At 59.9% G+C, this 24,948-nt stretch carries 19 protein-coding genes, 6 pseudogenes and 1 riboswitch; of the genes and pseudogenes, 17 read left to right on the top strand and 8 right to left on the bottom strand.

All coding sequences use genetic code 11. The features are described from left to right. Positions 1–369 precede the first annotated feature (369 nt). From RHM58_RS06105 to madM, 11 genes and pseudogenes are all read left to right on the top strand, one after another. Positions 370–999, top strand: coding sequence for a transcriptional regulator (locus RHM58_RS06105; protein ID WP_322269870.1), 630 nt, complete (start codon positions 370–372; stop codon positions 997–999). Further along, complete coding sequence (locus tag RHM58_RS06100; protein WP_322269869.1) at positions 962–1,366, top strand: hypothetical protein; 405 nt, start codon at positions 962–964, stop codon at positions 1,364–1,366. The genes RHM58_RS06105 and RHM58_RS06100 overlap by 38 nt, the downstream gene beginning before the upstream one ends. 416 nt (positions 1,367–1,782) lie before the next feature. Beyond that, positions 1,783–3,453: a malonate decarboxylase subunit alpha gene (gene mdcA, locus RHM58_RS06095; protein ID WP_201198549.1), complete on the top strand. Its 1,671-nt coding sequence runs from the start codon at positions 1,783–1,785 to the stop codon at positions 3,451–3,453. Further along, positions 3,454–4,312 (top strand): annotated as a pseudogene (locus RHM58_RS06090) (triphosphoribosyl-dephospho-CoA synthase). Continuing rightward, positions 4,312–4,611, top strand: coding sequence for a malonate decarboxylase subunit delta (locus RHM58_RS06085; protein ID WP_201198547.1), 300 nt, complete (start codon positions 4,312–4,314; stop codon positions 4,609–4,611). Before RHM58_RS06090 ends, RHM58_RS06085 begins: the two are co-directional and overlap by 1 nt. Beyond that, positions 4,604–5,446 (top strand): biotin-independent malonate decarboxylase subunit beta, encoded by an 843-nt coding sequence (locus RHM58_RS06080; protein WP_201198546.1) that lies wholly within the window; start codon positions 4,604–4,606, stop codon positions 5,444–5,446. Before RHM58_RS06085 ends, RHM58_RS06080 begins: the two co-directional genes overlap by 8 nt. Beyond that, entirely contained in the window at positions 5,443–6,231 is a 789-nt protein-coding gene (gene mdcE / locus RHM58_RS06075) for a biotin-independent malonate decarboxylase subunit gamma (protein ID WP_201198545.1), read from the top strand. The genes RHM58_RS06080 and mdcE overlap by 4 nt, the downstream gene beginning before the upstream one ends. Beyond that, positions 6,225–6,845, top strand: coding sequence for a malonate decarboxylase holo-ACP synthase (locus RHM58_RS06070; protein ID WP_322269868.1), 621 nt, complete (start codon positions 6,225–6,227; stop codon positions 6,843–6,845). The genes mdcE and RHM58_RS06070 overlap by 7 nt, the downstream gene beginning before the upstream one ends. Further along, positions 6,842–7,753, top strand: a complete 912-nt coding sequence (gene mdcH, locus RHM58_RS06065; RefSeq protein ID WP_201198543.1) for a malonate decarboxylase subunit epsilon — start codon at positions 6,842–6,844, stop codon at positions 7,751–7,753. The genes RHM58_RS06070 and mdcH overlap by 4 nt, the downstream gene beginning before the upstream one ends. A gap of 67 nt (positions 7,754–7,820) precedes the next feature. Beyond that, entirely contained in the window at positions 7,821–8,237 is a 417-nt protein-coding gene (gene madL / locus RHM58_RS06060) for a malonate transporter subunit MadL (protein ID WP_201198541.1), read from the top strand. Between the two features lies 1 nt (position 8,238). Continuing rightward, positions 8,239–9,003, top strand: a complete 765-nt coding sequence (gene madM / locus RHM58_RS06055; protein ID WP_201198539.1) for a malonate transporter subunit MadM — start codon at positions 8,239–8,241, stop codon at positions 9,001–9,003. 151 nt (positions 9,004–9,154) lie between these two features. On the opposite strand, the gene RHM58_RS06050 is transcribed toward madM, so the two are convergent. Then, a complete protein-coding gene (locus RHM58_RS06050) occupies positions 9,155–10,069 on the bottom strand; it encodes a LysR substrate-binding domain-containing protein (RefSeq protein WP_201256715.1) in 915 nt (304 codons plus the stop codon). A 264-nt stretch (positions 10,070–10,333) separates the two neighbouring features. Between RHM58_RS06050 and trhA the strand changes: the two genes are divergently transcribed. Continuing rightward, positions 10,334–10,951 carry a PAQR family membrane homeostasis protein TrhA gene (gene trhA, locus RHM58_RS06045; protein WP_201198535.1) on the top strand — a complete coding sequence of 206 codons (618 nt, stop codon included), beginning with the start codon at positions 10,334–10,336 and terminating at the stop codon, positions 10,949–10,951. Positions 10,952–11,078: 127 nt separating this feature from the next. Here trhA and RHM58_RS06040 read toward each other — a convergent pair. Further along, positions 11,079–11,797, bottom strand: a pseudogene (locus RHM58_RS06040) (16S rRNA (uracil(1498)-N(3))-methyltransferase). 203 nt (positions 11,798–12,000) lie between these two features. Then, positions 12,001–13,407, bottom strand: a complete 1,407-nt coding sequence (locus RHM58_RS06035) for an adenosylmethionine--8-amino-7-oxononanoate transaminase (RefSeq protein ID WP_322269867.1) — start codon at positions 13,405–13,407, stop codon at positions 12,001–12,003. Positions 13,408–13,630: 223 nt separating this feature from the next. Between RHM58_RS06035 and RHM58_RS06030 the strand changes: the two are divergent. The 3 genes and pseudogenes from RHM58_RS06030 to RHM58_RS06020 all read left to right on the top strand — a co-directional run bounded on the left by RHM58_RS06030 (position 13,631) and on the right by RHM58_RS06020 (position 16,853). After that, positions 13,631–15,414: pseudogene (locus RHM58_RS06030) on the top strand (flavin monoamine oxidase family protein). A 262-nt stretch (positions 15,415–15,676) separates the two neighbouring features. After that, positions 15,677–16,228, top strand: a complete 552-nt coding sequence (locus tag RHM58_RS06025) for a cytochrome b (protein ID WP_201256717.1) — start codon at positions 15,677–15,679, stop codon at positions 16,226–16,228. A 31-nt stretch (positions 16,229–16,259) separates the two neighbouring features. Further along, entirely contained in the window at positions 16,260–16,853 is a 594-nt protein-coding gene (locus tag RHM58_RS06020) for a YceI family protein (RefSeq protein WP_201198523.1), read from the top strand. 481 nt (positions 16,854–17,334) lie between these two features. On the opposite strand, the pseudogene RHM58_RS06015 reads toward RHM58_RS06020, so the two are convergent. The 4 genes and pseudogenes from RHM58_RS06015 to ahcY form a co-directional block, all read right to left on the bottom strand. Next, a pseudogene (locus RHM58_RS06015) lies at positions 17,335–19,223 on the bottom strand (DEAD/DEAH box helicase). Between the two features lie 222 nt (positions 19,224–19,445). Continuing rightward, a complete protein-coding gene (locus RHM58_RS06010; protein ID WP_322269866.1) occupies positions 19,446–20,261 on the bottom strand; it encodes a substrate-binding periplasmic protein in 816 nt (271 codons plus the stop codon). A 192-nt stretch (positions 20,262–20,453) separates the two neighbouring features. Continuing rightward, positions 20,454–21,299, bottom strand: coding sequence for a methylenetetrahydrofolate reductase [NAD(P)H] (gene metF, locus RHM58_RS06005; protein WP_322269865.1), 846 nt, complete (start codon positions 21,297–21,299; stop codon positions 20,454–20,456). 159 nt (positions 21,300–21,458) lie between these two features. Next, positions 21,459–22,869 (bottom strand): annotated as a pseudogene (ahcY, locus tag RHM58_RS06000) (adenosylhomocysteinase). A 23-nt stretch (positions 22,870–22,892) separates the two neighbouring features. Next, a riboswitch (S-adenosyl-L-homocysteine riboswitch) is annotated at positions 22,893–22,991 on the bottom strand. Positions 22,992–23,189: 198 nt separating this feature from the next. On the opposite strand from ahcY, the gene RHM58_RS05995 reads away from it, so the two are divergent. Both RHM58_RS05995 and RHM58_RS05990 read left to right on the top strand, forming a co-directional pair. Further along, complete coding sequence (locus RHM58_RS05995) at positions 23,190–23,594, top strand: acyl-CoA thioesterase (RefSeq protein ID WP_201198499.1); 405 nt, start codon at positions 23,190–23,192, stop codon at positions 23,592–23,594. Positions 23,595–23,775: 181 nt separating this feature from the next. After that, a complete protein-coding gene (locus RHM58_RS05990) occupies positions 23,776–24,663 on the top strand; it encodes a formate/nitrite transporter family protein (protein WP_201256718.1) in 888 nt (295 codons plus the stop codon). On the opposite strand, the pseudogene RHM58_RS05985 reads toward RHM58_RS05990, so the two are convergent. Beyond that, positions 24,664–24,822: pseudogene (locus tag RHM58_RS05985) on the bottom strand (sodium:proton antiporter); the annotation flags it as partial. Positions 24,823–24,948: the final 126 nt, after the last annotated feature.

Raw genomic sequence — 24,948 nt, 5'->3', positions numbered from 1 at the left:
GTTCCAATCCCGTTCGCTGAGTTTTCAGCGACCCACAAACGATAAAGATCAACGCAAAACCCCACCAGTCAGCGGCTTCCGGCATTGCTGTAGGCAGCGACGCCAGACTGTGTAGCCTCCAGCCGTTCATACGGACAAACGTTTAAACACAAAACCCCAATCGGCAGCCAGCGCTGTTGTGGCGAGGGGGCTTGCCCCCGTTGGGTTGCGAAGCAGCCCCAAAACCTGCAACCGAGATGTATCAGGTACACCGCGCGCAATGGTTTTACGACTGCTGCGCAGCCGAACGGGGCGAGCCCCTCGCCACAGGGTTGAAGATTCCCAAAAAGGGACCTATCGTTCCCTTTTTGGGACTCATCGGTTGCCACTGTGAAAAACCTTTCCCTCAGCCAAGCCTTGTTCACAACTACTCAGCAAAAAGTACTGGGCTTATTGTTCGGCAAACCCGACCGCAGTTTTTACGCCAACGAGATCGCCCGCTGGGCACAAGTAGGTAAAGGCAGCCTCATGCGCGAGCTGGATCGGTTGCAGCAGGCCGGCGTGCTGACCCTGACACGCCAGGGTAACCAGACCCACTATCAAGCCAATCCCGACTGCCCGATCTATGCCGAACTGCTGGGCATCGCCCGCAAGACCTTTGGTATTGCCGAGCCTCTGCGCCAAGCGCTGCAACCCTTTGCCGAACAGATCACCTGGGCCTTTGTGTACGGTTCCATCGCCAAGGACTCGGCAAACGCATCCAGTGACATTGATCTCATGCTGATCGGCGAAAGCCTCCACTACAGTGAAGTGATGGAGCGGCTCATGCCTCTGGAGGAACAACTGGGCCGCGTCCTCAACCCGACGCTCTACACCCCCGGCGACTGGGCCGCAAAACTGGCGGCTGAAAACAGCTTTGTCGTGCGGGTAGCGCAGCAGGACAAGATCAACCTGATGGGGCAAAACCCTTTGGAGTCCAAGGATGGGCAGCAACGAGAATCTGGAGAACCTGTTACGTAGCGGTGGACTGAAAGCCGAGCCGTCGGACCGCAAGGAGTGCGAAGGGCTGCTGCGTTCGGCGGTGGATCGATTGAAAGATGCGCAAACGCCTTCGCTGTCCTTCGCGAGTCGGTTCGACCTGGCTTACAACGCTGCCCATGCGCTTGCACTGACGGCGCTTCGCTTGTGTGGCTACCGTTCGGACAAGCGATATCTGGTGTTTCAGTGCCTGGTTCATACGGCTGATATTGGCAAAGTACAGGTTCGGTTGTTCGCCCTGTGTCATGAGCGACGGAACCTGGCGGAGTACGAAGGCTATATGGATGAAGATCCGGCGTTGCTGGCGCAGCTGTTGGAAAGTGCTGAGCAGCTTCTGATTCGTGTGTAGCAGCAGATGGCCGGGTTGTGATGCTCTGTCATTGAAAGTTGTGGTGATTGTTCTGGCCCCTTCGCGAGCAAGCCCGCGCCCACAGGTTTTGTGCACGCCGCAGATTAAATGTGGGAGCGAGCTTGCTCGCGATGGCGGCCTTCAATTCACCGCAGACCTGACCGGGCAATGCTGTGGCGAGGGAGCTTGCTCCCGCTGGGTCGCGAAGCGGCCCCAACCCCTGCAACCGAGGTGTGTCAGGTGCACCGCGCGTCATGGTTTTATGACTGCTGCGCAGCCGAACGGGAGCAAGCTCCCTCGCCACAGGGGTTTGCGTGATCATTACGGTGAGCGTAACGATCCAACACTGCGCTTGATTGATGCCCTGACACATCCCTCCTATGGTTACCCCACGACAGCGAACCCGTGGAGTGGTCATGACAACAACAATATCCCCCGACTCGCGATGGACGCGGCGGCGCAGCGAGAAGCAGCGGCGTCTGGCGTTGGTCAAGGATCTGGCTGACGGTGTGGTGTTGCCCACCGACAAGATCGTTGCGGCGCTGGAGGCGTTGATCCTGCCCGGCGACCGTGTGGTGTTGGAGGGCAATAACCAGAAGCAGGCGGATTTCCTGTCCCGCTCGCTGGTCAAGGCTGACCCCGCCAAGCTGCATGACCTGCACATGATCATGCCCAGCGTCGGCCGCGCTGAGCACCTGGACCTGTTCGAACGCGGCATTGCCCGCAAGCTCGATTTTTCCTTCGCCGGTACCCAGAGCCTGCGCATCAGCCAGTTGCTGGAAGACGGCTTGCTGGAAATCGGCGCGATCCACACCTACATCGAACTCTACGCGCGGCTGGTGGTGGACCTGATTCCCAACGTCGTGCTCTCGGCCGGTTTCATGGCCGACCGCGCCGGCAACATCTACACCGGCGCGAGCACTGAAGACACTCCGGCATTGATCGAACCAGCCGCCTTCAGCGACGGCATCGTCATTGTCCAGGTCAATCAATTGGTGGACGACGTCACTGACCTGCCTCGCGTCGACATCCCGGCCTCCTGGGTCGATTTCGTCGTGGTGGCCGATAAGCCGTTCTACATCGAACCGCTGTTCACCCGCGACCCACGCCACATCAAGCCTGTGCACGTGTTGATGGCGATGATGGCGATCCGCGGGATCTACGAAAAACACAACGTCCAGTCCCTGAACCACGGCATCGGTTTCAACACCGCCGCCATCGAATTGATCCTGCCCACCTACGGTGAATCCCTCGGCCTCAAAGGCAAGATCTGCCGCAACTGGACCCTCAACCCGCACCCAACCCTGATCCCGGCCATCGAAAGCGGCTGGGTCGAAAGCGTGCATTGCTTTGGCACCGAACTGGGGATGGAAAACTACATTGCCGCCCGGCCCGACGTGTTCTTCACCGGGCGTGACGGTTCGCTGCGTTCCAACCGGATGTTCTGCCAATTGGCCGGGCAGTACGCGGTGGACTTGTTTATCGGCGCGACCCTGCAAGTCGATGGCGACGGTCATTCCTCCACGGTGACTCGCGGACGGCTGGCCGGTTTCGGTGGTGCGCCGAACATGGGCCACGACCCGCGCGGTCGCCGCCACAGCACGCCTGCCTGGCTCGACATGCGCCACGACGATGCACCGGAAGCCTTGCTGGAGCGCGGCAAGAAACTCGTGGTGCAAATGGTCGAGACCTTCCAGGAGGGCGGCAAACCGACCTTCGTCGAAACCCTCGACGCGGTGGAAGTGGCGCGCAAAAGCGGCATGCCGCTGGCGCCGATCATGATTTACGGCGACGACGTCACGCACCTGCTGACCGAAGAAGGCATCGCCTATTTGTACAAGGCCCGTTCGCTGGAAGAACGCCAAGCGATGATCGCCGCCGTCGCCGGGGTGACCGTCATCGGCATGCGCCACAACCCGAAAGACACCGCCCGTATGCGCCGTGAAGGCTTGATCGCCTTGCCCGAAGACCTCGGCATCCGCCGCACCGACGCCACCCGCGAACTGCTCGCGGCGAAAAGCGTGGCCGATCTGGTCGAGTGGTCTGGTGGCCTCTACAACCCTCCCGCCAAGTTCAGGAGCTGGTAAATGCACGCACTTAACCTGCAAACCAAAACACTGAGTTTGGCCGAACGGCTGGCGGACCTAGCGGTGGACGCGCTGATCGACGAAGCGGACCTGTCGCCAAAACCGGCGCTGGTGGATCGTCGCGGCAACGGCGCAGCATACCGATTTGCACCTTGGGCTGATGCACGCCTCGGCGCTGTCCTTGTGGCCGGCGTTCAAGGAAATGGCCGAAGTGGCCATCGAATTCGGCGACGTCGGTTTACCGCTGCGCGAAGCTCTCGGGCGGATTGGCCGGGAAGGGGAGCAAGCGATGCTCGCCACCACCAACGGTGTGAATACCCATCGCGGGGCGATTTGGGCGTTGGGTTTGTTGGTCGCTGCTGCGGCACTGGAATCCACGAACACCAAGGCAAGCGCAGTGACTTTGCGTGCTGCGCGCCTTGCTTTGCTCGAAGACCGCTACGCCCCACGTCCGTTGAGCCACGGCGCCCAAGTCGCCCAGCGTTACGGCGCACGCGGCGCCCGTGAGGAAGCACAACTCGGCTTCCCTTCGGTGCTGCAACGCGCTCTACCGCAACTCCAACGCAGCCGCGCCTCGGGCCACGGGGAACAGAACGCTCGCCTCGACGCGTTGCTAGCGATCATGACCCAACTGGCCGACACCTGCGTGCTCTATCGCGCTGGTGAAGAAGGTTTGCACACCATGCAACTCGGCGCCCAAGCCGTACTCGACGCGGGCGGTAGCGCCAGCCTCGGTGGTCGTCGCCGGTTGCATGAGTTGGATGAACAATTAATCGCGTTGAACGCCTCGCCCGGCGGCGCCGCCGACTTGCTCGCCGCCTGCCTGTTTATCGACCGCATCGAGTCCGGAGCTTTCTGATGGAAACCTTATCCTTTGAATTCCCCGCCGGGCAGCCGCCCAAGGGCCGCACGCTGGTGGGCTGCGTCGGCTCGGGCGATCTGGAAGTGCTGATCGAACCGGGTGTGGCCGGCAAGTTGACGATCCAGGTGCAGACCTCGGTGAATGGCGCGGAACAGCGCTGGCAGCACCTGTTTGCGCGGATGTTTGACGGCCAGACACCGCCAGCGATGGCGATTGATATTCACGACTTCGGCGCGACGCCGGGCGTGGTGCGCTTACGTCTGGAACAAGGCTTTGAGGAGATCGGCCATGACTGATCTCCTTAACAAGCACAGCTTCGTGGAACTCGGCGCCCGGCAACGGGCGAAAGCCTTGCTCGACGCCGGCACCTTCCGCGAATTGCTCGACCCGTTTCAACGGGTCATGTCGCCATGGCTGTCGCGCCAAGGCGTAGTGCCGCAAGCCGATGACGGCGTGGTGATCGCCAAGGGCAGCATCGGCGGTTTGCCGGTGGTGATTGCCGCGATTGAAGGCGCCTTTCAGGGCGGCAGCCTCGGCGAAGTCGGCGGAGCCAAAATTTCCGGTGCGCTGGAGCTGGCCGCTGAAGATAACCGCAAAGGCATTCCAACCCGCGCTGTGCTGCTGCTGGAAACCGGTGGCGTGCGTTTGCAGGAAGCCAATCTCGGGTTGGCGGCGATTGCCGATATTCACGCGGCGATTGTCGATCTGCGCCAGTACCAACCGGTGGTTGGCGTCGTGGCCGGCAGCGTCGGTTGTTTTGGCGGGATGTCGATTGCGGCCGGGTTGTGCAGTTATTTGCTGGTGACCCAGGAAGCGCGGCTTGGCCTGAATGGCCCGCAGGTGATCGAGCAAGAAGCCGGGCTTGAGGAATACGACTCTCGGGATCGTCCTTTCATTTGGAGCCTGACCGGTGGCGAGCAGCGTTTTGCCAGTGGTTTGGTGGATCGCTATGTCGCTGACGACGTGGTGCAGATTCAGCAGCAGGTCAGCGAATTGCTCAAGCAGGGTTTGCCGGCGCAGCAACGTAGCCAACAGGCTGAGCTGTTCTTGCAGCGCTTGGCCCGGCTGGACGCCGAACCGCAAATCGAGCCGTCAGTGGTTCGCGATCTGTATCAAGGAGAACGCTCATGAGAGGTTTGAACTGGTTCAACGCCTTGAGCAACGGGGCACAACCGGTCGACGGTTTGCCTGCTTCGTTGAAGGTTGCCGACGGTGTTTTGGGTGATCAACCGGTGCGGTTTATTGCCGTGGTGACCGACCCCGAAAACCGTTTTCCCCGTGCTCGCAATGGTGAAGTCGGCCTGTTGGAAGGCTGGGGCCTGGCCAAGGCTGTGGATGAAGTGATCGCCGCTGACGTTGATAAACCGAACAAGCGCGCCGTGATCGCCATCGTCGATGTGCCGAGCCAAGCCTACGGTCGCCGTGAAGAAGCCCTCGGCATTCACCAAGCATTGGCCGGGGCGGCGGACAGCTACGCTCGCGCCCGATTGGCCGGCCATGCGGTGATTGGTTTACTGGTGGGCAAGGCAATGTCCGGGGCATTTTTGGCCCATGGTTATCAAGCCAATCGACTGATCGCCCTGCGTGATCCGGGCGTGATGGTGCATGCCATGGGCAAGGCGTCGGCAGCGCGGGTGACCTTGCGCAGTGTCGAAGAACTGGAAGCCTTGGCCGCCAGCGTGCCGCCGATGGCGTATGACATCGACAGCTATGCGAGCCTCGGGTTGCTTTGGGAAACCTTGTCGGTGGAACAGATTGAGCAGCCGACGGTGCAGGATCTGACGCGAGTGACTGAATGCCTGAGCCTGGCGATCAGCGATGTCGCCGCGAAGGGCCGCGACCTGAGCACCCGCTTGGGCGCCAGCAACCGGGCGGCATCGAGCAAGGTTCGCGAACTGCTGAGAGCGCAGTGGTGAACACGTTTCTGGCCCACGACCTGCTCTGGGGCATGACCCCGGAGCAGTTGCCTTTGGACGCGCCTGCGTGGGTGATCGAATCGCTGAGTGCCGGTCAGCCTGTGGTGGTTCGGCGTGCGTTGAGCGTGGTGGGTCAGGTTGCGGTTGGTGTGCGCGGGCCGTTGCGTGAACAGCGTTATGCGACGGCGATGTCGGTCGATGCGATTCAGCGTCGGGTAAAACCCGAAGATCTTTGTCATGTCTCGATTGATCGGGATCTGCCGGTATTGCGTGCGCTGACTCAATTGCGCGCGATGCTTGATATCAGCGGTTGGGTCTGGGGTATCAGCGGTAGCGCGGGGTTTGAATTGGCCAGTGGTGTTGAGGCGTTGCATGAGCACAGCGACCTCGACTTGATCCTGCGCACGCCGCAACCGATGAGTCGTGAACAGGCTCAGGAACTGGTGAAGATTTTTGATACCGCTGCGTGCCGGGTGGATATGCAATTGCAGACACCTCACGGTGCCATCGCCTTGCGCGAATGGGCCGGCCCTTCGCAGCGAATCCTGCTGAAAAACGCAATTGAAGCCTGTCTGGTGCTTGATCCCTGGAACCCTCAGGAGCGAGCAGCGTGAGCAGCTTGCTGGTGTTTCCCGGCCAGGGCGCGCAGCAGCCGGGCATGCTTCATCGCTTGCCTCGGGAGTCGGTGGACGAGGCGAGTGAAACCTTGGGCGAAGACGTGCTGCTGCTGGATTCTGCCGAGTCGTTGAAGTCGACTAGGGCGGTTCAGCTTTGCCTGCTAATCGCCGGAGTGGCTGCTTCACGGCAGTTGTCTTCGACGGCTGATTACGTGGCGGGATTGTCCATCGGCGCCTACCCGGCAGCAGTCATTGCCGGCGCCTTGGAATTCAGCGATGCCCTGCATCTGGTCAGCCTGCGCGGTGAACTGATGCAACAGGCTTATCCACAGGGCTATGGCATGACCGCGATCATCGGTCTCGATTTATCCACAGTGGAAAGCTTGCTGGCGCAGGTGCACAGCGCCGACACGCCGGTCTATCTGGCCAATATCAACGCCGATAACCAGGTGGTGATTGCCGGCAGCGACGGGGCGATGAAAGCGGTTGCCGAGTTGGCGAAAGGTCGCGGTGCAGGTCTGGCCAAACGTCTGGCTGTTAGCGTGCCATCGCACTGCCCGCTACTGGACTCTCCGGCGAAAACCCTGGCAGAAGCCTTCGCCAAAGTGACATTGAAAACGCCGACGATGGGCTACCTGAGCGGCAGTCGCGCACGGCCCATCATCAACCTTGAAGCGTTGCGCGACGACCTCGCTTTCAACATGTGCCGAGTCGTCGATTGGCGCGGCACGGTGCAAAGCGCCTACGAGCGCGGCGTACGTCTACAAATCGAACTGCCGCCCGGATCAGTACTGACCGGGCTGGCGCGCCGGGTGTTCGAGCAAGGCACCGTCATTGCCTTCGACGGTGCCCGCCTGGATACCTTGCAAGCGTTGCTGCGTGAGGAGGGAAACCGCCAACCCTAGAACACCGACTCAGGCTTGCGAAGCACAAAAACAACAACTTCGACGATGCACTTTGAGGACTACAACAATGATTATTTACGGTGTGGCGCTGCTGGCGATTTGTACGCTGGCAGGGGTGATACTGGGGGATGCGCTTGGCGTGTTATTGGGCGTCAAGTCCAACGTCGGCGGGGTCGGGATCGCGATGATCCTGTTGATCTGCGCGCGGTTGTGGATGCAAAAACGCGGCGGCATGACCAAGGACTGCGAGATGGGCGTCGGCTTCTGGGGCGCGATGTACATTCCGGTGGTGGTGGCGATGGCCGCGCAACAGAACGTCGTGACCGCGCTGCACGGCGGTCCGGTGGCGGTGCTGGCGGCTATTGGTTCGGTGGTGGTCTGCGGCTGCACCATTGCCCTGATCAGCAGGACCCATAAAGGTGAACCCTTGCCCGATGAACCGGCGGAAGTCACGCCGGTTGGCACGCCCGTAGGAGGCCGCTGATATGTGGGAACTCATTGATAAAGGCCTGACCAATAACAGCCTGGTGACCGCGTTCGCTTTCGTCGGCATCATCATGTGGGTGTCGGTGGTGGTGTCCAAACGCCTGACGTTCGGACGGATTCACGGCTCGGCGATTGCCATCGTCATCGGCCTGGTACTGGCCTGGGTCGGCGGCACCATGACCGGCGGGCAAAAAGGCCTGGCGGATCTGTCGTTGTTCTCCGGCATCGGTTTGATGGGCGGCGCGATGCTGCGGGACTTTGCCATCGTTGCCACGGCGTTTGAAGTGCAGGCCACCGAAGCGAAAAAGGCCGGGTTGATCGGCGCGGTTGCGCTGCTGCTAGGCACGATCCTGCCGTTCATTGTCGGGGCGAGCATCGCCTGGGCGTTCGGCTATCGCGATGCGATCAGCATGACCACCATCGGCGCGGGCGCGGTGACGTACATCGTCGGGCCAGTGACCGGGGCGGCGATTGGGGCGAGTTCGGATGTGGTGGCGTTGTCGATTGCCACCGGGCTGATCAAGGCGATTCTGGTGATGGTCGGCACGCCGATGGCAGCCAAGTGGATGGGGCTGGATAACCCGCGTTCGGCGATGGTGTTTGGCGGGTTGGCCGGGACGGTCAGCGGTGTCACGGCCGGGCTGGCGGCGACGGATCGGCGGTTGGTGCCTTACGGCGCGTTGACCGCGACGTTCCACACCGGGCTTGGGTGCTTGCTGGGGCCTTCGTTGTTGTACTTCATTGTTCGCGGGATTATGGGTTAAGCCCTGACTGCTTTTGTGGCGAGGAGCTTGCTCCCGCTGGGCTGCGCAGCAGCCCCAACCACTACCACCGAGGTGTATCAGGTACATCCGGTGGTCTGGGATTGCGGGTGCTCCGCACCCGAGCGGGAGCAAGCTCCCTCGCCACAAGGTCTCAAGCCTGGCGATTGGCATACATCCGACACTCGGCTAACAGCGCCAGCAAATTCGGATCGCGTTCCTTGGCCTTCAAGAACACCACGCCAATGTGCTGCTGCAACCGGTACTTTTCCTGCAATGGAATCAGCTTCACCCGGTTCTCATACACCGCCGCAATCCTTCCTGGCAGCAACGCATAACCCACCCCCGAGCTGACCATGCTCAGCAGGGTGAAGATGTCGTTGACCTGCATCGCCACTTTCGGCTCGAACCCCGCCTGCTTGAACACGCGAATCCCGTCCTGGTGCGTGGCGAAGCCCTGGGTCAGGGTGATGAAGGTTTCGTCGCGCACTTCCGCGAGGTCGACTTCCGTCCGTTGGGCGAATTTCGAATCCGCCGGGGTAGCGAGGAAGATGTCGTCGGAGAACAGTTGGATTTGCTCGCAGTCCGGGTCGTTGACGCTGTCGTCCAAGGACACCAGGATCGCGTCGACTTCCATGTTCTTGAGCTTGTACAACAGGTCGATGTTGGAGCCGAGGATCAAGTCGATGTTGAGTTCGCTGCGGCGGATCTTCAGGCCCATGATCAGCTGCGGCACGGTCTTCACCGTCAGTGAATACAGCGAGCCAAGTTTGAAGCGCTCAGCCGAAAATCCGGCGGCTTCGCGGGTCAGGCGTACTGTTTCGACCACGTCCTGAATCAACTTCTGTGCCCGCTCTTCCAGCACGTAGGCGCTTTCCAGTGGCGTCAGGTTGCGACCTTCATGCTTGAACAGCGGGCAGCGCAGGGCGCTTTCCAGCGAGTGAATCGCCCGGTGCACGCTCACGTTGCTGGTCTGCAACTCGGCGGCGGCCCGGGCCAGGTTGCCGGTGCGCATGAAGGCGAGGAACACCTCGAGCTTTTTCAGGGTCAACTCTTCGTCGATCAGCATGGGCCGGACTCTTATTCGAATGGCTCGATTGTGCCCAATTCCTCCGGCGCACGCAGGCCTTTGTAGGAGCTGCCGAAGGCCGCGATCTTTTGATCTTTGGCGTCTTTAAGGGCGCCGGAAATCAAGATCAAAAGATCGCAGCCTCGTTTCTCTCGGCAGCTCCTACGCAGCGCCAATGGGGATATGTGTCTTGAAACATTGCGCTTTTAGTCTCAAGGGCTGAGCCTTGCGTAATGCAACAACGAATTTTGAGGTGAGCGATACATGTACCACGGGGAAAGATTGAACGCCTGGACCCATTTGGTCGGGGCGGTGGCGGCGTTTGTCGGGGTGGTGTGGATGCTGGTGATCGCCGGCATGGACGGTAACCCGTGGAAGATCGTCAGCGTGGCGATTTACGGGTTCACCTTGCTGGTGCTCTACAGCGCCTCGACCGTGTACCACAGCGTGCGCGGGCGCAAGAAAGAGATCATGCAGAAGGTTGATCACTTTTCGATCTATCTGCTGATCGCCGGCAGCTATACGCCGTTCTGTCTGGTGACCTTGCGCGGGGCGTGGGGCTGGACGTTGTTCGGGATCGTTTGGGGGCTGGCGCTGATTGGCATCCTGCAAGAGATCAAACCGCGTTCTGAAGCGCGGATTCTGTCGATCGTGATTTACGCGGTGATGGGCTGGATCGTGTTGGTAGCGGTCAAACCGCTGCTTGCGGCGCTGGGCACTGCCGGATTTGTCTGGCTGGCGTCGGGCGGGGTGTTGTACACCGTGGGGATTATCTTTTTTGCCCTGGACCATCGCCTGCGGCATGCCCATGGGATCTGGCATTTGTTCGTGATTGCCGGGAGCTTGCTGCACTTTGTGGCGATATTGTTTTATGTCCTTTGAACCTGTGGCGAGGGGCTTGCCCCCGTTCGGCTGCGCAGCAGTCGTCATCCGGTCAGTGCGATGTGTGGTTGAAAAGATTAGGGCCGCTTCGCGACCCAACGGGGGCAAGGCCCCTCGCCACAGGGCCCTAGAAGTCACCCCATAACTGCTGGGCCACCGCCAACGCCACCACCGGCGCGGTCTCGGTGCGCAACACCCGAGGACCGAGGCGGGCGGCGTGGAAACCGCTGGCCTTGGCCTGATCCACTTCCACATCCGACAACCCACCCTCCGGGCCAATCAGGAATGCCAACGTCCCAGGCTTGGCATGACTCACCAACGGTTCCGCCACCGGGTGCAATACCAACTTCAACTCGGCCTCAGTCTGCTTCAACCAATCCGCCAGCAGCATTGGCGGATGAATCACCGGCACCGTTGAGCGCCCACACTGCTCGCAGGCGCTGATCGCCACTTGGCGCCAGTGCAGCCGGCGTTTGTCGGCGCGTTCGTCCTTGAGGCGGACTTCGCAGCGGTCGGTGAAGATCGGGGTGATTTCGGTGACGCCCAGTTCGGTGGCTTTCTGAATCGCCCAGTCCATGCGCTCGCCACGGGACAAACCCTGGCCGAGGTGGATCTGTAGCGGCGACTCGATTTGCCCGCTGAAGCTTTCATCGATCTGCACCGTGACGCGTTTCTTGCCAACGTCTGCCAGCGTGCCGCGAAACTCGTGGCCCGAGCCATCGAACAATTGCACCGCATCACCCTCGGCCATGCGCAACACGCGGCTGATGTAATGCGCCTGGGCTTCGGGCAACTCGTGCTCGCCGGTGCTCAGGGGGCGTCGATAAAGAAGCGGGACAGTCTCATCTTGGGTCTCTGTAAAAAGTCGAATGAAGCTTGGCACAGGTTGGTGATCAGCTTTTGTGGCGAGGGAGCTTGCTCCCGCTCGGCTGCGAAGCAGTCGTAAGCCCAGTCAACGCGGTATTTCTGATACACCGCGTTGGATGGGGTTGGGAGTCCTTCGGCCTCCAGCGGGGCAAGCCCCTCGCCACAGGGTTATTCAGTGACTGTTAGCCCGGATCACGGAAGCCCGGGTGAAACTCTTTCGGCACCGAAACGCTGACGCTGTCACGGGTCGCGATATCGATCCCTTCACTGGCCACTTCAGCCAAAAAGTCGATCTGCTCCGGCGTTATCACGTACGGCGGCAGGAAATACACCACGCTGCCCAGCGGTCGAAGTAAAGCACCGCGCTCCAACGCATGCTTGAACACTTTCAAGCCGCGACGCTCCTGCCATGGGTAGGCTTCTTTGGTGGCTTTGTCCTTGACCATCTCGATGGCCAGCACCATGCCGGTCTGGCGCACTTCCGCAACGTTCGGGTGATCCACCAGGTGCGCGGTAGAGGTCGCCATGCGCTGGGCCAGGGCCTTGTTGTTTTCGATGACGTTGTCTTCTTCGAAGATATCCAGCGTCGCCAATGCCGCCGCGCACGCCAGCGGATTGCCGGTGTAGCTGTGGGAATGCAGGAAGGCGCGCAGGGTCGGGTAGTCGTCGTAGAACGCGCTGTAGACATCATCGGTGGTCAACACGGCCGCCAACGGCAGGTAGCCGCCGGTCAGGGCCTTGGACAGGCAGAGGAAGTCCGGGCGGATGCCGGCCTGTTCGCAGGCGAACATCGTCCCGGTGCGGCCGAAGCCGACGGCGATTTCGTCGTGGATCAGGTGCACACCATAGCGGTCGCAAGCCTCGCGCAGCAGTTTCAGGTACACCGGGTGGTACATGCGCATGCCGCCCGCGCCTTGAATCAACGGCTCGAGGATCACCGCGGCGACGGTGTCATGGTTCTCGGCCAGGGTCTGTTCCATGGCGGCGAACATGTTGCGCGAGTGTTTTTCCCAGCTCATGCCTTCGGGGCGCAGGTAGCAATCCGGGCTCGGCACCTTGATGGTGTCCATCAGCAACGCTTTGTAGGTTTCGGTGAACAGCGGCACGTCGCCCACTGCCATCGCCGCCATGGTCTCACCGTGGTAGCCGTTGGTCAGGGTGACGAAGCGCTTCTTGTTCGGCTGGCCGCGGTTGAGCCAGTAGTGAAAGCTCATTTTCAGCGCGACCTCGATGCAGGACGAACCGTTATCGGCGTAGAAGCACCGGGTAAGGCCTTCCGGGGTCATCTTCACCAGGCGCTCGGACAACTCGATCACCGGCTGATGGCTGAAACCGGCGAGGATCACGTGCTCCAGTTGATCGACCTGGTCCTTGATGCGCTGGTTGATCCGCGGGTTGGCGTGGCCGAACACGTTGACCCACCAGGAACTGACGGCGTCGAGGTAGCGTTTACCTTCGAAGTCTTCCAGCCAGATGCCTTCACCGCGCTTGATCGGGATCAGCGGCAGCTGTTCGTGGTCTTTCATCTGGGTGCAGGGGTGCCACAACACGGCCAGGTCCCGTTGCATCCACTGATTATTCAGGCCCATTTACAGTCTCCTCGAGGCGGTCCGCGGCAGGCGCGGGCAAACAATCGCGCAAGCCTATGCAATGCTTCGCGCCGGGACAACCCATTGTGTCGATTGAGCTACTTTGTAGGGGGCGGTAGACGTCGCTGGCGGCGTTTTGATGGCTAACGTATTCTTCGCGGTTCTTTGGGTCGATTGGCCCGTAAAACTGCTTTTTTCTCGTGTATTTTCCGGAGTTCGCTGAATGTCTGCTGGTTGGCTGCGCGCCTGTGCGCTGGTGATGTTGGGGCTGTTCAGCGTTTCGGCGCTGGCCAAGGATAAAACCGCACGATCGTGATCGGCGGCGGGCTTTCGGGCCTGACCGCCGCTTACGAACTGCAAAATAAAGGCTGGCAGGTCACCGTGCTGGAAGCCAAGCCAAGCCTGGGCGGTCGCTCCGGCATGGCCACCAGCGAGTGGATCGGCAACGACAAGACCCAACCGGTGCTGAACAAATACGTATCGACCTTCAAGCTCGGCACCTCGCCGGCGCCTGAGTTCGTGCGCACGCCGGGCTACTTGATCGACGGCGAATACTTCACCGCTGCCGACCTGGCCACCAAGCAGCCGGCCACCGCCGAAGCGATCAAGCGCTACGAAAAGACCCTGGATGATCTGGCGAGCTCGATCACTGACCCGCTAAACCCGGCGGCCAACAGCACACTGTTCGCCCTGGACCAGATCAACGTGTCCAACTGGCTCGATCGTCTGAACCTGCCGGCTACGGCTCGTCAGTTGGTGAATCAGCAGATTCGTAGCCGTTATGACGAACCTTCGCGCCTGTCGCTGCTGTATTTCGCACAACAGAGCCGTGTGTACCGTGGCGTTTCCGACCGTGACCTGCGCGCTTCGCGCCTGATCGGTGGCAGCGCGGTGTTGGCCCAGGCCTTCGTCAAACAGCTGAAAACCATCAAGACCAACTCCCCGGTTTCTTCGATCACCCAGGACAAGGACGGCGTAACCGTCAAAGTCGGCAGCGTCGGCTACCAGGCTGATTATGTTGTGCTGGCGGTGCCATTGCGCGCACTGAGCAAGATCGACATGATCCCGGCGCTGGATGCGCAGCACATGGGCGCGATCAAAGGCACCAACTACGGCTGGCGCGACCAGATCATGCTGAAGTTCAAGACGCCGGTGTGGGAAAGCAAGGCGCGGATGTCCGGCGAGATCTACAGCAACGTCGGCTTGGGCCTGTTGTGGATAGAACCGGCCCTGAAGGGCGGCGCCAACGTTGTGATCAACATTTCCGGCGACAACGCACGGGTGATGCAGGCCTTCGGCGACAAGCAGATGGCTGATCAGGTGCTGATTCGTCTGCACGCTTTTTATCCACAGGCGCGCGGTTCGTTTACCGGTTATGAAATCCGCCGCTACAGCACCGACCCGTCGACGGGTGGCGCTTACCTGGCCTTCGGTCCGGGTCAGATCAGCAAATACTGGCGCCTGTGGGAGCGTCCGCTGCAACGCGTAGCCTTTGCGGGCGAACACACCGACACCTTGTACCCGGGCACTCTGGAAGGTGCGTTGCGTACCGGTGAGCGTGCGGCCAGTCAGGTTGAAGACCTCGCGGCAGGCAAGTCGTTTGAGCCGGTGAAAGTTGTCCCGGCGGCGGTAGCGACTGCTGCGGCAGGCGCGGTAGTGGCGAAGAAAGGTAATTTCTTCACCAATCTGTTCGGTGGTTCTGACGACAAACCAGCACCGACCAAGGCACCAGAGCCAGTAGCGCCGGTTGCTCCAGCCCCGGTACCTGCACCAGCTCCGGCGCCAGTCCCTGCTCCGGTTGAAGCACCGAAACCCGTAGTGCCGGTGAAAGCCGAGCCAGCCAAAAAAGCCGCGACCAAACCGGCGGCGAAGAAGCCTGCGGCTAAAACCGAGGCCAAAAAGGCTCCGGTGAAGAAAACCACACCCGCGAAGAAGCCAGCGGCCAAGCCTGCTGAAACTGCCCCGGCAGCAACCACCCCGGCAGCCACTGACACCAAAGCGCAGTAAGCGTTGGGACTAAAGAAACGCGGCGTAAATGCCGCGTTTTTTTATGCCCGAAGAAAACCGACATCAAGCATCGAATAAACCTGAAGGCCGAGGTGTTCTTTGGTTGGCCTTCATTTTTTATTACACATTGGTCTTTAATCTCTCCTTAACTCGGCTATTTCAGACTCTTGATCGTATTTCTCGATATTTCAAAGCGAAATTTTCCGCTTTAAATCGATAGATAACTCGATAGTCTTGGGCCAGAACTTACAGGGACTCGGCAATGCAACTACGAAACTCTACTTCTCGCTATGGCTGGGTCAGCATCTTCCTGCACTGGGGCATAGCGCTGGCAGTGTTCGGTATGTTCGCCCTGGGCCTGTGGATGGTCGATCTCGGCTACTACGACCCTTGGCGCAAGGCAGGCCCGGATATCCACAAGAGCATCGGTTTGCTGCTGCTGGGTTTCATGGTGTTGCGCGTGTTGTGGCGCTTCATCAGCCCACCGCCGCCAACCTTGACCAGCTACAGCCGCATGACGCGCCTCGGCGCCAAGCTTGGCCATGGTTTTCTGTACCTCTGTTTGTTCGCTGTGATGATTGCCGGTTACCTGATTTCCACCGCAGAAGGCGTCGGGATTCCGGTGTTTGACTGGTTTGAAGTACCTGCACTGGTTTCCGGACTACCGGACCAGGCAGATACCGCCGGTGCGATTCATCTGTATCTGGCGTGGGCACTGGTAATTTTTTCCGGTCTCCATGCGTTGGCAGCATTGAAGCACCACTTTATCGACCGTGATGTGACTCTGAAACGAATGCTCGGTCGCAAGGCCTGACATTCCACTTAGCCCCCTAGGAATACAAAACATGTTGAAAAAGACTCTCGCTGCTCTGGCAATTGGTTCTGCTCTGCTGTCCGCTAACGTAATGGCTGCTGACTATGTCGTCGACAAGACGGGTCAGCATGCTTTCGTCGACTTCAAGATCAGCCACCTGGGCTACAGCTACATCACCGGTACTTTCAAGGACATCGACGGCAAGTTCAGCTTTGACGCTGCCAAGCCAGAAGACAGCAAGATCGAGTTCAACGTGAACACCGCCAGCGTTTTCACCAACAATGCTGAGCGCGACAAGCACATCTCCAGCAAAGACTTCCTGGAAGTGAGCACCTTCGCCAAGGCCACGTTCGTCTCCACCAGCGTCAAATCCACCGGCAAAAACGCCGCTGGCAAAGATACTGCTGACGTAACCGGTGACTTGACCCTGCACGGCGTGACCAAACCAATCGTGGTCAAAGCCACTTTCCTGGGTGAAGGCAAGGATCCATGGGGCGGCTACCGTGCCGGCTTCGAAGGCACCACCAGCATCAAACGCTCTGATTTCGGCAAGATGATGGACCTGGGTCCACAGTCCGACGCGGTTGATCTGTACATTACGTTTGAAGGTGTTAAAGCGAAGTAATGCTGAGACCGCAGGCTGCGATCTTTTAAGATCAAAAGATCGCAGGCTTCGCCAGCTCCTACAAAAGCTTTTCGCCGCGCACACAAAAACGCCCCCAATCTCATGATCGGGGGCGTTTTTTATTGCCTGCCAAAATCTCCATGACCGCCGCAAACCCCCTGTGGGAGCGGGCTTGCATCGCGAATACGGTTGAGCATTCAACATTGATGTCGACTGACACGCCGCCTTCGCGAGCAAGCCCGCTCCCACATTTGATCCCTGTCGTACACAAAATCTGTGTTCACTGAAGATCCATTGTGGGAGCGGGCTTGCTCGCGATGGGGGATTAACATTCCGCATCTCTACTGACTGTTTTAACGCTATCGCGAGCAAGCTCGCTTCCGCAGGGGATCTCCGGTGGGTTGGGGATTTATGTTCATCCCGGAAAACAAAAATGCCCCGGATCTCGCGATCCGGGGCATTTTTTGTTTACTTCAAAAACTTAGCGATTGCGGGTCAGCAACGCTGGTTTCTCGCCGCGCGGACGGCCGGGCAGTTGATCCAGTTGCTCAGGAGTCGGGAAACGATCGGTTTTCGACTCTTTATGGATAATCTTCGGCGCCGGGCCACGCGGGTTCTGCACGGCCGGTTCCGAACGAGGTTGGTCGTCGGTACGGGCCGGGCGGCGGTTGCGGGACTCTTCGCGACGGGCCTGACCGTCACGTGGAGCGCCGTTGCGTGGGCCACTGCGCTTGGCCGGCGGTGTGCCGGTGGTTGCGCCGTCGCTGCTGCGCGGACCGCTTTGACGACCTTGTGGCTTGCCGCCGGTGCGTGGAGCACCTGCGCCGGCGCCAGCAGCGGCCGTGCCTTGTGCCGGAGCACTCGGACGACGACCACGACCCTGAGCCGGTTTGGCTTGAGGCACGTAGTCAACGCGGTTACCGAAGTTATCTACGTCATCGTCCAGGAACTCGTCCGGAGCACGATCAGCGGCGGCAGCGCGTGGTGCTGGACGCTGTTGTTCGCGAGCCGGGGTGCCTTCGCGTGGCTTGTGTTCACGGGCTGGGCGATCGCCACGGCCAGTGGCAGCAGGTTTTTCCTTGCCGCCCTTGTCCTTGCCTTTGTCTTTACGACCGCCGCCACCGCCAGTGCCGTTCGGGCCATCGCCGCGCGGGCCACGTGGGTTGCGCGGGTTACGCACATCCGGACGCTCGCGAACTTCTGGCTTTTCAGCTTCTACTGCGCTGGAGTCGAAGCCCATCAGGTTGCCGTCGGCAATCTTCTGCTTGGTCATACGCTCGATGCTTTTCAGCAGCTTTTCTTCGTCCGGGGCAACCAGCGAGATCGCCTCGCCCGAACGACCGGCACGGCCAGTACGGCCGATACGGTGCACGTAGTCTTCGTCGACGTTCGGCAGTTCGAAGTTGACCACGTGTGGCAACTGGTCAATGTCGAGGCCACGAGCGGCGATGTCGGTCGCTACCAGGATGCGCACTTCACCGGCCTTGAAGTCGGCCAGGGCTTTGGTGCGAGCGTTCTGGCTCTTGTTACCGTGGATGGCGACGGCGCTGAGGCCGTGTTTGTCCAGGTACTCGGCCAGGCGGTTGGCGCCGTGCTTGGTGCGGGTGAAGACCAGAACCTGTTCCCAGGCGCCAGCAGTAATCAGGTGCGCCAGCAGCGAACGCTTGTGGCTGGCAGCCAGGCGGAATACGCGCTGTTCGATTCGCTCGACCGTGGTGTTCGGCGGCGTGACTTCGATGCGTTCCGGGTTGTGCAGCAACTTGCCGGCGAGGTCGGTGATGTCTTTGGAGAAGGTCGCCGAGAACAGCAGGTTCTGGCGTTTGCTCGGCAGACGGGCAAGGACCTTTTTCACGTCATGGACAAAGCCCATGTCGAGCATGCGGTCGGCTTCGTCCAGCACGAGGATTTCCACGTGGGACAAATCGACGCTGCCTTGGCCGGCGAGGTCGAGCAGGCGGCCGGACAGGCCACCAGCACGTCAACACCGCGGGACATGGCCTGAACCTGTGGGTTCATGCCGACGCCGCCGAAGATGCAGGCGCTGACGAACTTCAGGTCACGGGCATAGACCTTGAAGCTCTCGTGTACTTGAGCCGCGAGTTCGCGGGTAGGGGTCAGGACCAGTACGCGTGGTTGGCGCGGGCCGTGACGCTGGGATTTGTCCGGGTGACCGTTAGGGAACAACCGCTCCAGAATCGGAAGGGCGAAGCCGCCGGTTTTACCAGTACCTGTCTGTGCCGCGACCATCAGGTCGCGACCTTGCAACACGGCGGGAATGGCCCGCTGTTGCACCGGAGTAGGCTCGGTATAGCCCGCTGCCTCGATGGCGCGGACTAAAGCCTCGGAGAGACCGAGGGAAGCAAAGGACATGAGTAATCCTGTTTTAGTTAGGGCTTGGCCCAATGGGAGTCTTGCCTGGCGCGAATGGCGTTTAAGAGGACGCAATCCCGTCCGGTCCTGCTGGGGCTTGAAGGCTCGTCTGGAGCGCTCGCGCGGGCTGAAAAGCTGCGCTGTAGCGGGGTCGAGATGCCTTGAACAAGTCCGAGCGTCCGGGCGTGAGCCTGGCGGGAAGGCCGGAGTATAACAGAGCAATCACTGCGCGCCGCTTTCCTGCTGCTCAACGGTTTTTGCGCGGGCGGCGCTGGCGCTTGTCGTTTGCACATCGGGGGCCGGGCTGGCGCCATAGTGAGCGCTCAGCTCAGCGTAGGCGGGTTCGCGCTTGAAGCGCTTGAGCTCGGCACCGAAACGCTGCACCAGCAAATCCATGCCGGCGTTGCGTCGTACCGCCAGGTATTGGCTCTGGTGGCTGATGACCGTGGGGTTCTCGGTGATCTGATCGCGGATGTTCAGCTCATCCAGCAAATGCTGGCCGACCCGCCTATCAGTGATCAACAGGTCGATGCGTCCGCGTATCAGTTTGCCGAAGTTGGCTTCGTGGGTCGGCGCCGGCTCGCGGGTAAACAGCGTCGAACCGCTGAAGTCCGGGCTGTAGAGATAACCCGGCGAGGTGCCGATGGTCAGGCCTTTCAGGTCGTTGAGCGTGCTGAATGGGTGAGGATGCTCATTGGAGTAGAACATCACGAACTCGACTTCCGAGAGCGGTTCGCTGGGGTAGAGCAGGGTGGCGTCGCGTTCATCGCTGTGGAAGATGTCCAGCGCGCCGTCGGCCTGGCCGGTTTCGAGCATCGACAGGCAGCGCTTCCAGGGCAGGAACTGCCATTCCACTTCGATACCCAGGCGTTTGAAGACAATGGCGGTGGTTTCGTAGTCCAGGCCCAGGGATTTGCCGTTTTCCTCATACACGTACGGTGCCCACGGTTCCGTGACAATGCGCAATTTCTCGCCCCGAGCGGCAAAGCTCAGGCAAGTGAAAAGAAGCACGGTCATGAACTGCGCGATCAAAGGCATTGCTTGAGATTACGACGAGAAACCGGAAAGAGCCAGAAACTGGCCGCAGAAGCTCTAACTCAGTGTGTTGGCGCACAATAAAAGGGCGTTGAAAGCAAAAGATCGCAGCCTTCGGCAACCCCTAGATGGGATTGCGTTCATCCTGTAGGAGCTGCCGAAGGCTGCGATCTTTTGATCTTGCTTTAACGTCTTTTAACGCGGCAACTTCAGGTTATTCCACACCGCCAGGCTCGGCTCAGCCTGGTTCAGCGTGTAGAAATGCAACCCTGGAGCGCCGCCTTGCAGCAGGTGTTCGCACATCTCGGTGATGACTTGCTCACCAAAGCCTTGAATGCTCTGGGTGTCATCGCCGTAGGCTTCCAGTTGCTTGCGGATCCAGCGCGGGATTTCCGCACCGCAGGCATCGGAGAAGCGCGCGAGTTTGCTGTAGTTGGTGATCGGCATGATCCCCGGCACGATCGGGATGTTCACACCCGCTGCCCGTACACGCTCGACGAAGTAGAAGTAGCTGTCGGCGTTGAAGAAGTACTGGGTGATCGCACTGTCGGCGCCTGCGTTGGCCTTGCGCACGAAGTTGGCGATATCGTCTTCGAAATTGCGCGCTTGCGGATGCATTTCCGGGTAAGCGGCGACTTCGATGTGGAAATGATCGCCGGTCTCTTCACGAATGAATTCAACCAGGTCGTTGGCGTGGCGCAGTTCACCGCTGGCCATGCCCATGCCCGAAGGCAGGTCACCGCGCAGGGCAACGATGCGGGTGATGCCGGCTGCCTTGTATTGCGTCAGCAGGCCACGCAGGTCGTCCTTGCTGTCGCCAACGCAAGACAAATGCGGCGCGGCAGGGACTTTGACTTCGCTTTCAAGCTGCAACACGGTGTTGATGGTGCGATCACGGGTCGAACCGCCAGCGCCATAGGTGCAGGAAAAGAAATCGGGGTTATAGGTCGCCAGTTGACGGGCAGTGGCGAGCAGTTTTTCATGCCCAGCATCGGTCTTGGTCGGGAAGAACTCGAAGCTGAAGCGACGATCTTGGGACATGGTCATATCCTTGGTAACAGGAACCTTCGAGGCTGCACTTTCCCATGTGGGAGCGAGCTTGCTCGCGATGGCAGAGTGTCAGGCAACATTTACATCGACTGACACGCCCTCATCGCGAGCAAAGTCGCTCCCACAGGGAGAGCGAACAATCAGCGCCTGTTAGTAGCGGTAAGCGTGCGGCTTGAACGGGCCTTCGACGGTCACGCCGATGTAGTCGGCCTGGGTCTTGGTCAGTTGAGTCACAACGCCGCCGAAACCGCGGACCATTTCCAGGGCCACTTCTTCGTCGAGCTTCTTCGGCAGTACTTCAACGGTCAGGCGCTCGGCTTTCTGGGCTGGCGACAGGTCGGCGTACTTTTGACCGAACAGGAAGATCTGAGCCAGAACCTGGTTGGCGAACGAACCGTCCATGATGCGGCTTGGGTGACCGGTGGCGTTACCCAGGTTTACCAGACGGCCTTCGGCCAGCAGGATCAGGTAGTCGTCATTCTGGGCGTCGAACGCGCCAGGACCGGTACGGTGGATCTTGTGAACCTGTGGCTTCACTTCTTCCCATGCCCAGTTCTTGCGCATGAAAGCGGTGTCGATCTCGTTGTCGAAGTGGCCGACGTTCGCGACAACTGCACGCTTCTTCAGGGCTTTGAGCATGTTCGAGTCGCAAACATTGACGTTACCAGTGGTGGTCACGATCAGGTCGATCTTGCCCAGCAGTGCTTTGTCGATGCTTGCTTCGGTGCCGTTGTTGATACCGTCGATGAACGGCGAAACCAGCTCGTAGCCGTCCATGCAGGCTTGCATGGCGCAGATCGGGTCGACTTCGGAGACTTTAACGATCATGCCTTCCTGACGCAGGGACTGAGCCGAGCCCTTGCCCACGTCACCGTAACCGATGACCAGCGCTTGCTTGCCGGACAACAGGTGGTCGGTACCGCGCTTGATCGCGTCGTTCAGGCTGTGACGGCAGCCGTACTTGTTGTCGTTCTTGCTCTTGGTCACCGAGTCGTTGACGTTGATGGCCGGGATTTTCAGCTCGCCCTTGGCCAGCATGTCCAGCAGGCGGTGAACGCCAGTGGTGGTTTCTTCGGTAACGCCGTGGACGCGGTCCAGGATTGCCGGGTACTTCTTGTGCAGCAACTCGGTCAGGTCGCCGCCGTCGTCGAGGATCATGTTCGGCATCCCAAGGCGCGCCATCTTTCAGGATGGTTTGCTCAAGGCACCACTCGTACTCTTCTTCGGTCTCGCCTTTCCAGGCGTAAACCGCGATGCCGGCAGCGGCGATAGCAGCAGCGGCCTGGTCTTGAGTCGAGAAAATGTTGCAGGACGACCAGCGTACTTCGGCACCCAGGGCAACCAGGGTTTCGATCAGCACGGCAGTCTGAATGGTCATGTGGATGCAGCCGAGAATCTTGGCGCCTTTGAGCGGCTGCTCACCGGCGTATTTGCGGCGCAGACCCATCAGGGCTGGCATTTCGGATTCGGCGATGATGGTTTCGCGACGACCCCAGGCAGCCAGGGACATGTCGGCCACTTTGTAATCGGTAAAATCTGCAGGCGTGATAACAGCGCTCATGATGAGCCTCCATTCGTAATGTATGCGAATGGGCGCCGTTGTGCGTTTAGTGTCTGGCCTGGGCCAGTCAACGCCCCATCCGAGCCTGACAGGTTTGACCTGCTGCAGCGCCCCTCGGACAGGTGGCGGGAAAACGGTATCAATGAAAAGTTACCGTTTTGAAACGGGGGCGATTATAGCGGGCTAATCTCATCTTCTAAAGCGTTTCTGTTGGTCAATGTCTGAACGGTAATCGGGACCATAGGCGATGCTTGATAGAGCTCTAGGTCGGGCTCTGCCATGATGGCGCCCATCATTCGGCAAGACGCTCAGGAGTGAACATGAATTTCCACACCCGCAAATGGGTAAAACCCGAAGACCTTAACCCTAACGGCACGCTGTTCGGCGGTAGTCTGTTGCGCTGGATCGACGAAGAAGCGGCGATCTACGCCATCGTCCAGCTGAGCAATCAGCGCGTGGTCACCAAGTACATTTCCGAAATCAACTTTGTCAGCGCCTCACGCCAGGGCGACATCATCGAATTGGGCATCACCGCCACCGAGTTCGGCCGCACCTCGATCACGTTGACCTGCGAAGTGCGCAACAAGATCACTCGCAAAAGCATCCTGACGGTGGAGAAGATGGTCTTCGTGAATCTGGGCGAAGACGGCTTGCCAGCGCCGCATGGCCGCACCGAGATCATGTACGTCAAAGACCAGTTCAAGGGTGATGGCATCAGCGAGTAATGCGAGCCCCGTAGGAGCGAAGCTTGCTCGCGAAGGCGTCATTTGCGTCACCCCCAAAACCGAGGTGAACCCTTCGCGGGCGAGCCTCGCTCCTACAGAAACGGTTTCGTTTCGGTGGACACTGAACAGCTCCGAACCCCGCGTGTCGTACCTAAATGACACGCCACGGTTGCGGAGCTCCATGGACACTCAAAAAGACGGCAAGACCCCGAACCTCTCGGCTGAAGAACAACACGAAGCCGACCGCAACCAGCCGCCTCGCGCGGCGGTGCTGCACGAAATCATCCGCACCCAAGGTGATCAGGAACTCGAGCGCAGTGTCGCCGCACTCTGGTGGTCAGCCCTCGCTGCCGGCCTGACCATGGGCCTGTCGCTAATGGCCGTGGGGCTGCTCAACTCCCGCCTGCCGGACGGTGACGGCTTCAAGGTGATCGCCAGTTTCGGCTACTGCGCCGGTTTCCTCGCGGTCATTCTGGCGCGCCAGCAACTGTTCACCGAAAACACCCTGACGGCGGTGCTGCCGATCATGACCAAACCCACACTAAACAATGTCGGTCGACTGCTGCGCCTCTGGAGCGTGGTGCTGTTCGGCAACCTGTGCGGTACGTTGTTGGTGGCTTACGTAATGTTGCACCTGCCGATTTTCGACTCCAAGACCGACCTGGCCTTCCTCGATATCGGTCGCAAGATCATGGAAAACAGCGCCAGCCAGATGTTTTCCAAAGGCATCATTTCCGGCTGGATGATCGCCACTATGGTCTGGATGATTCCGTCCATGGAAAGCGCCAAGATGTGGATCATCATCCTCATCACCTACCTGATGGCGCTGGGGGATTTCACCCACATCGTCGTTGGTTCGGCAGAAGTGTCGTATCTGGTGTTTGCCGGCGAGCTACCGTGGAAGGATTTCTGGCTGGTGTTTGCCGGGCCGACACTGGCGGGCAACATCATTGGCGGCAGCTTCATCTTTGCGCTGATCAGCCATGCGCAGATCCGCAGTGAAAGCGGCGCGCCGAAGAAGTCTGCGGATCAGGCCGCAGAGCCCGAACCGCAAAAGATCAAAAAATGATCAGTGATGCTCAGCCTGTGCCGTTGGCGCAGGCTCGCCCTTGGTCACGTGCTTGACCAGTTTGCCGATGCTCAAACCCTGCAACAGGATCGACGACAGCACCACAATGTAGGTGATGCTCAAGATCAGATCGCGTTCCGGGCCCAGCGGTAAAGTTGTGCACGATGCGGGTCGTGCGATGGGTTGGATGGATTGCCACAGCCGTTGGACACAAAGACATTCCCCTGTGGCGAGGGAGCTTGCTCCCGCTCGGCTGCGCAGCAGTCGTAATGGATTGTTTTGTTG

It is taken from the genome of Pseudomonas sp. 10S4 (genome assembly GCF_034344865.1).
Classification (GTDB): Bacteria; Pseudomonadota; Gammaproteobacteria; order Pseudomonadales; family Pseudomonadaceae; genus Aquipseudomonas.
This window is presented reverse-complemented; position numbering and strand designations above follow the sequence as displayed.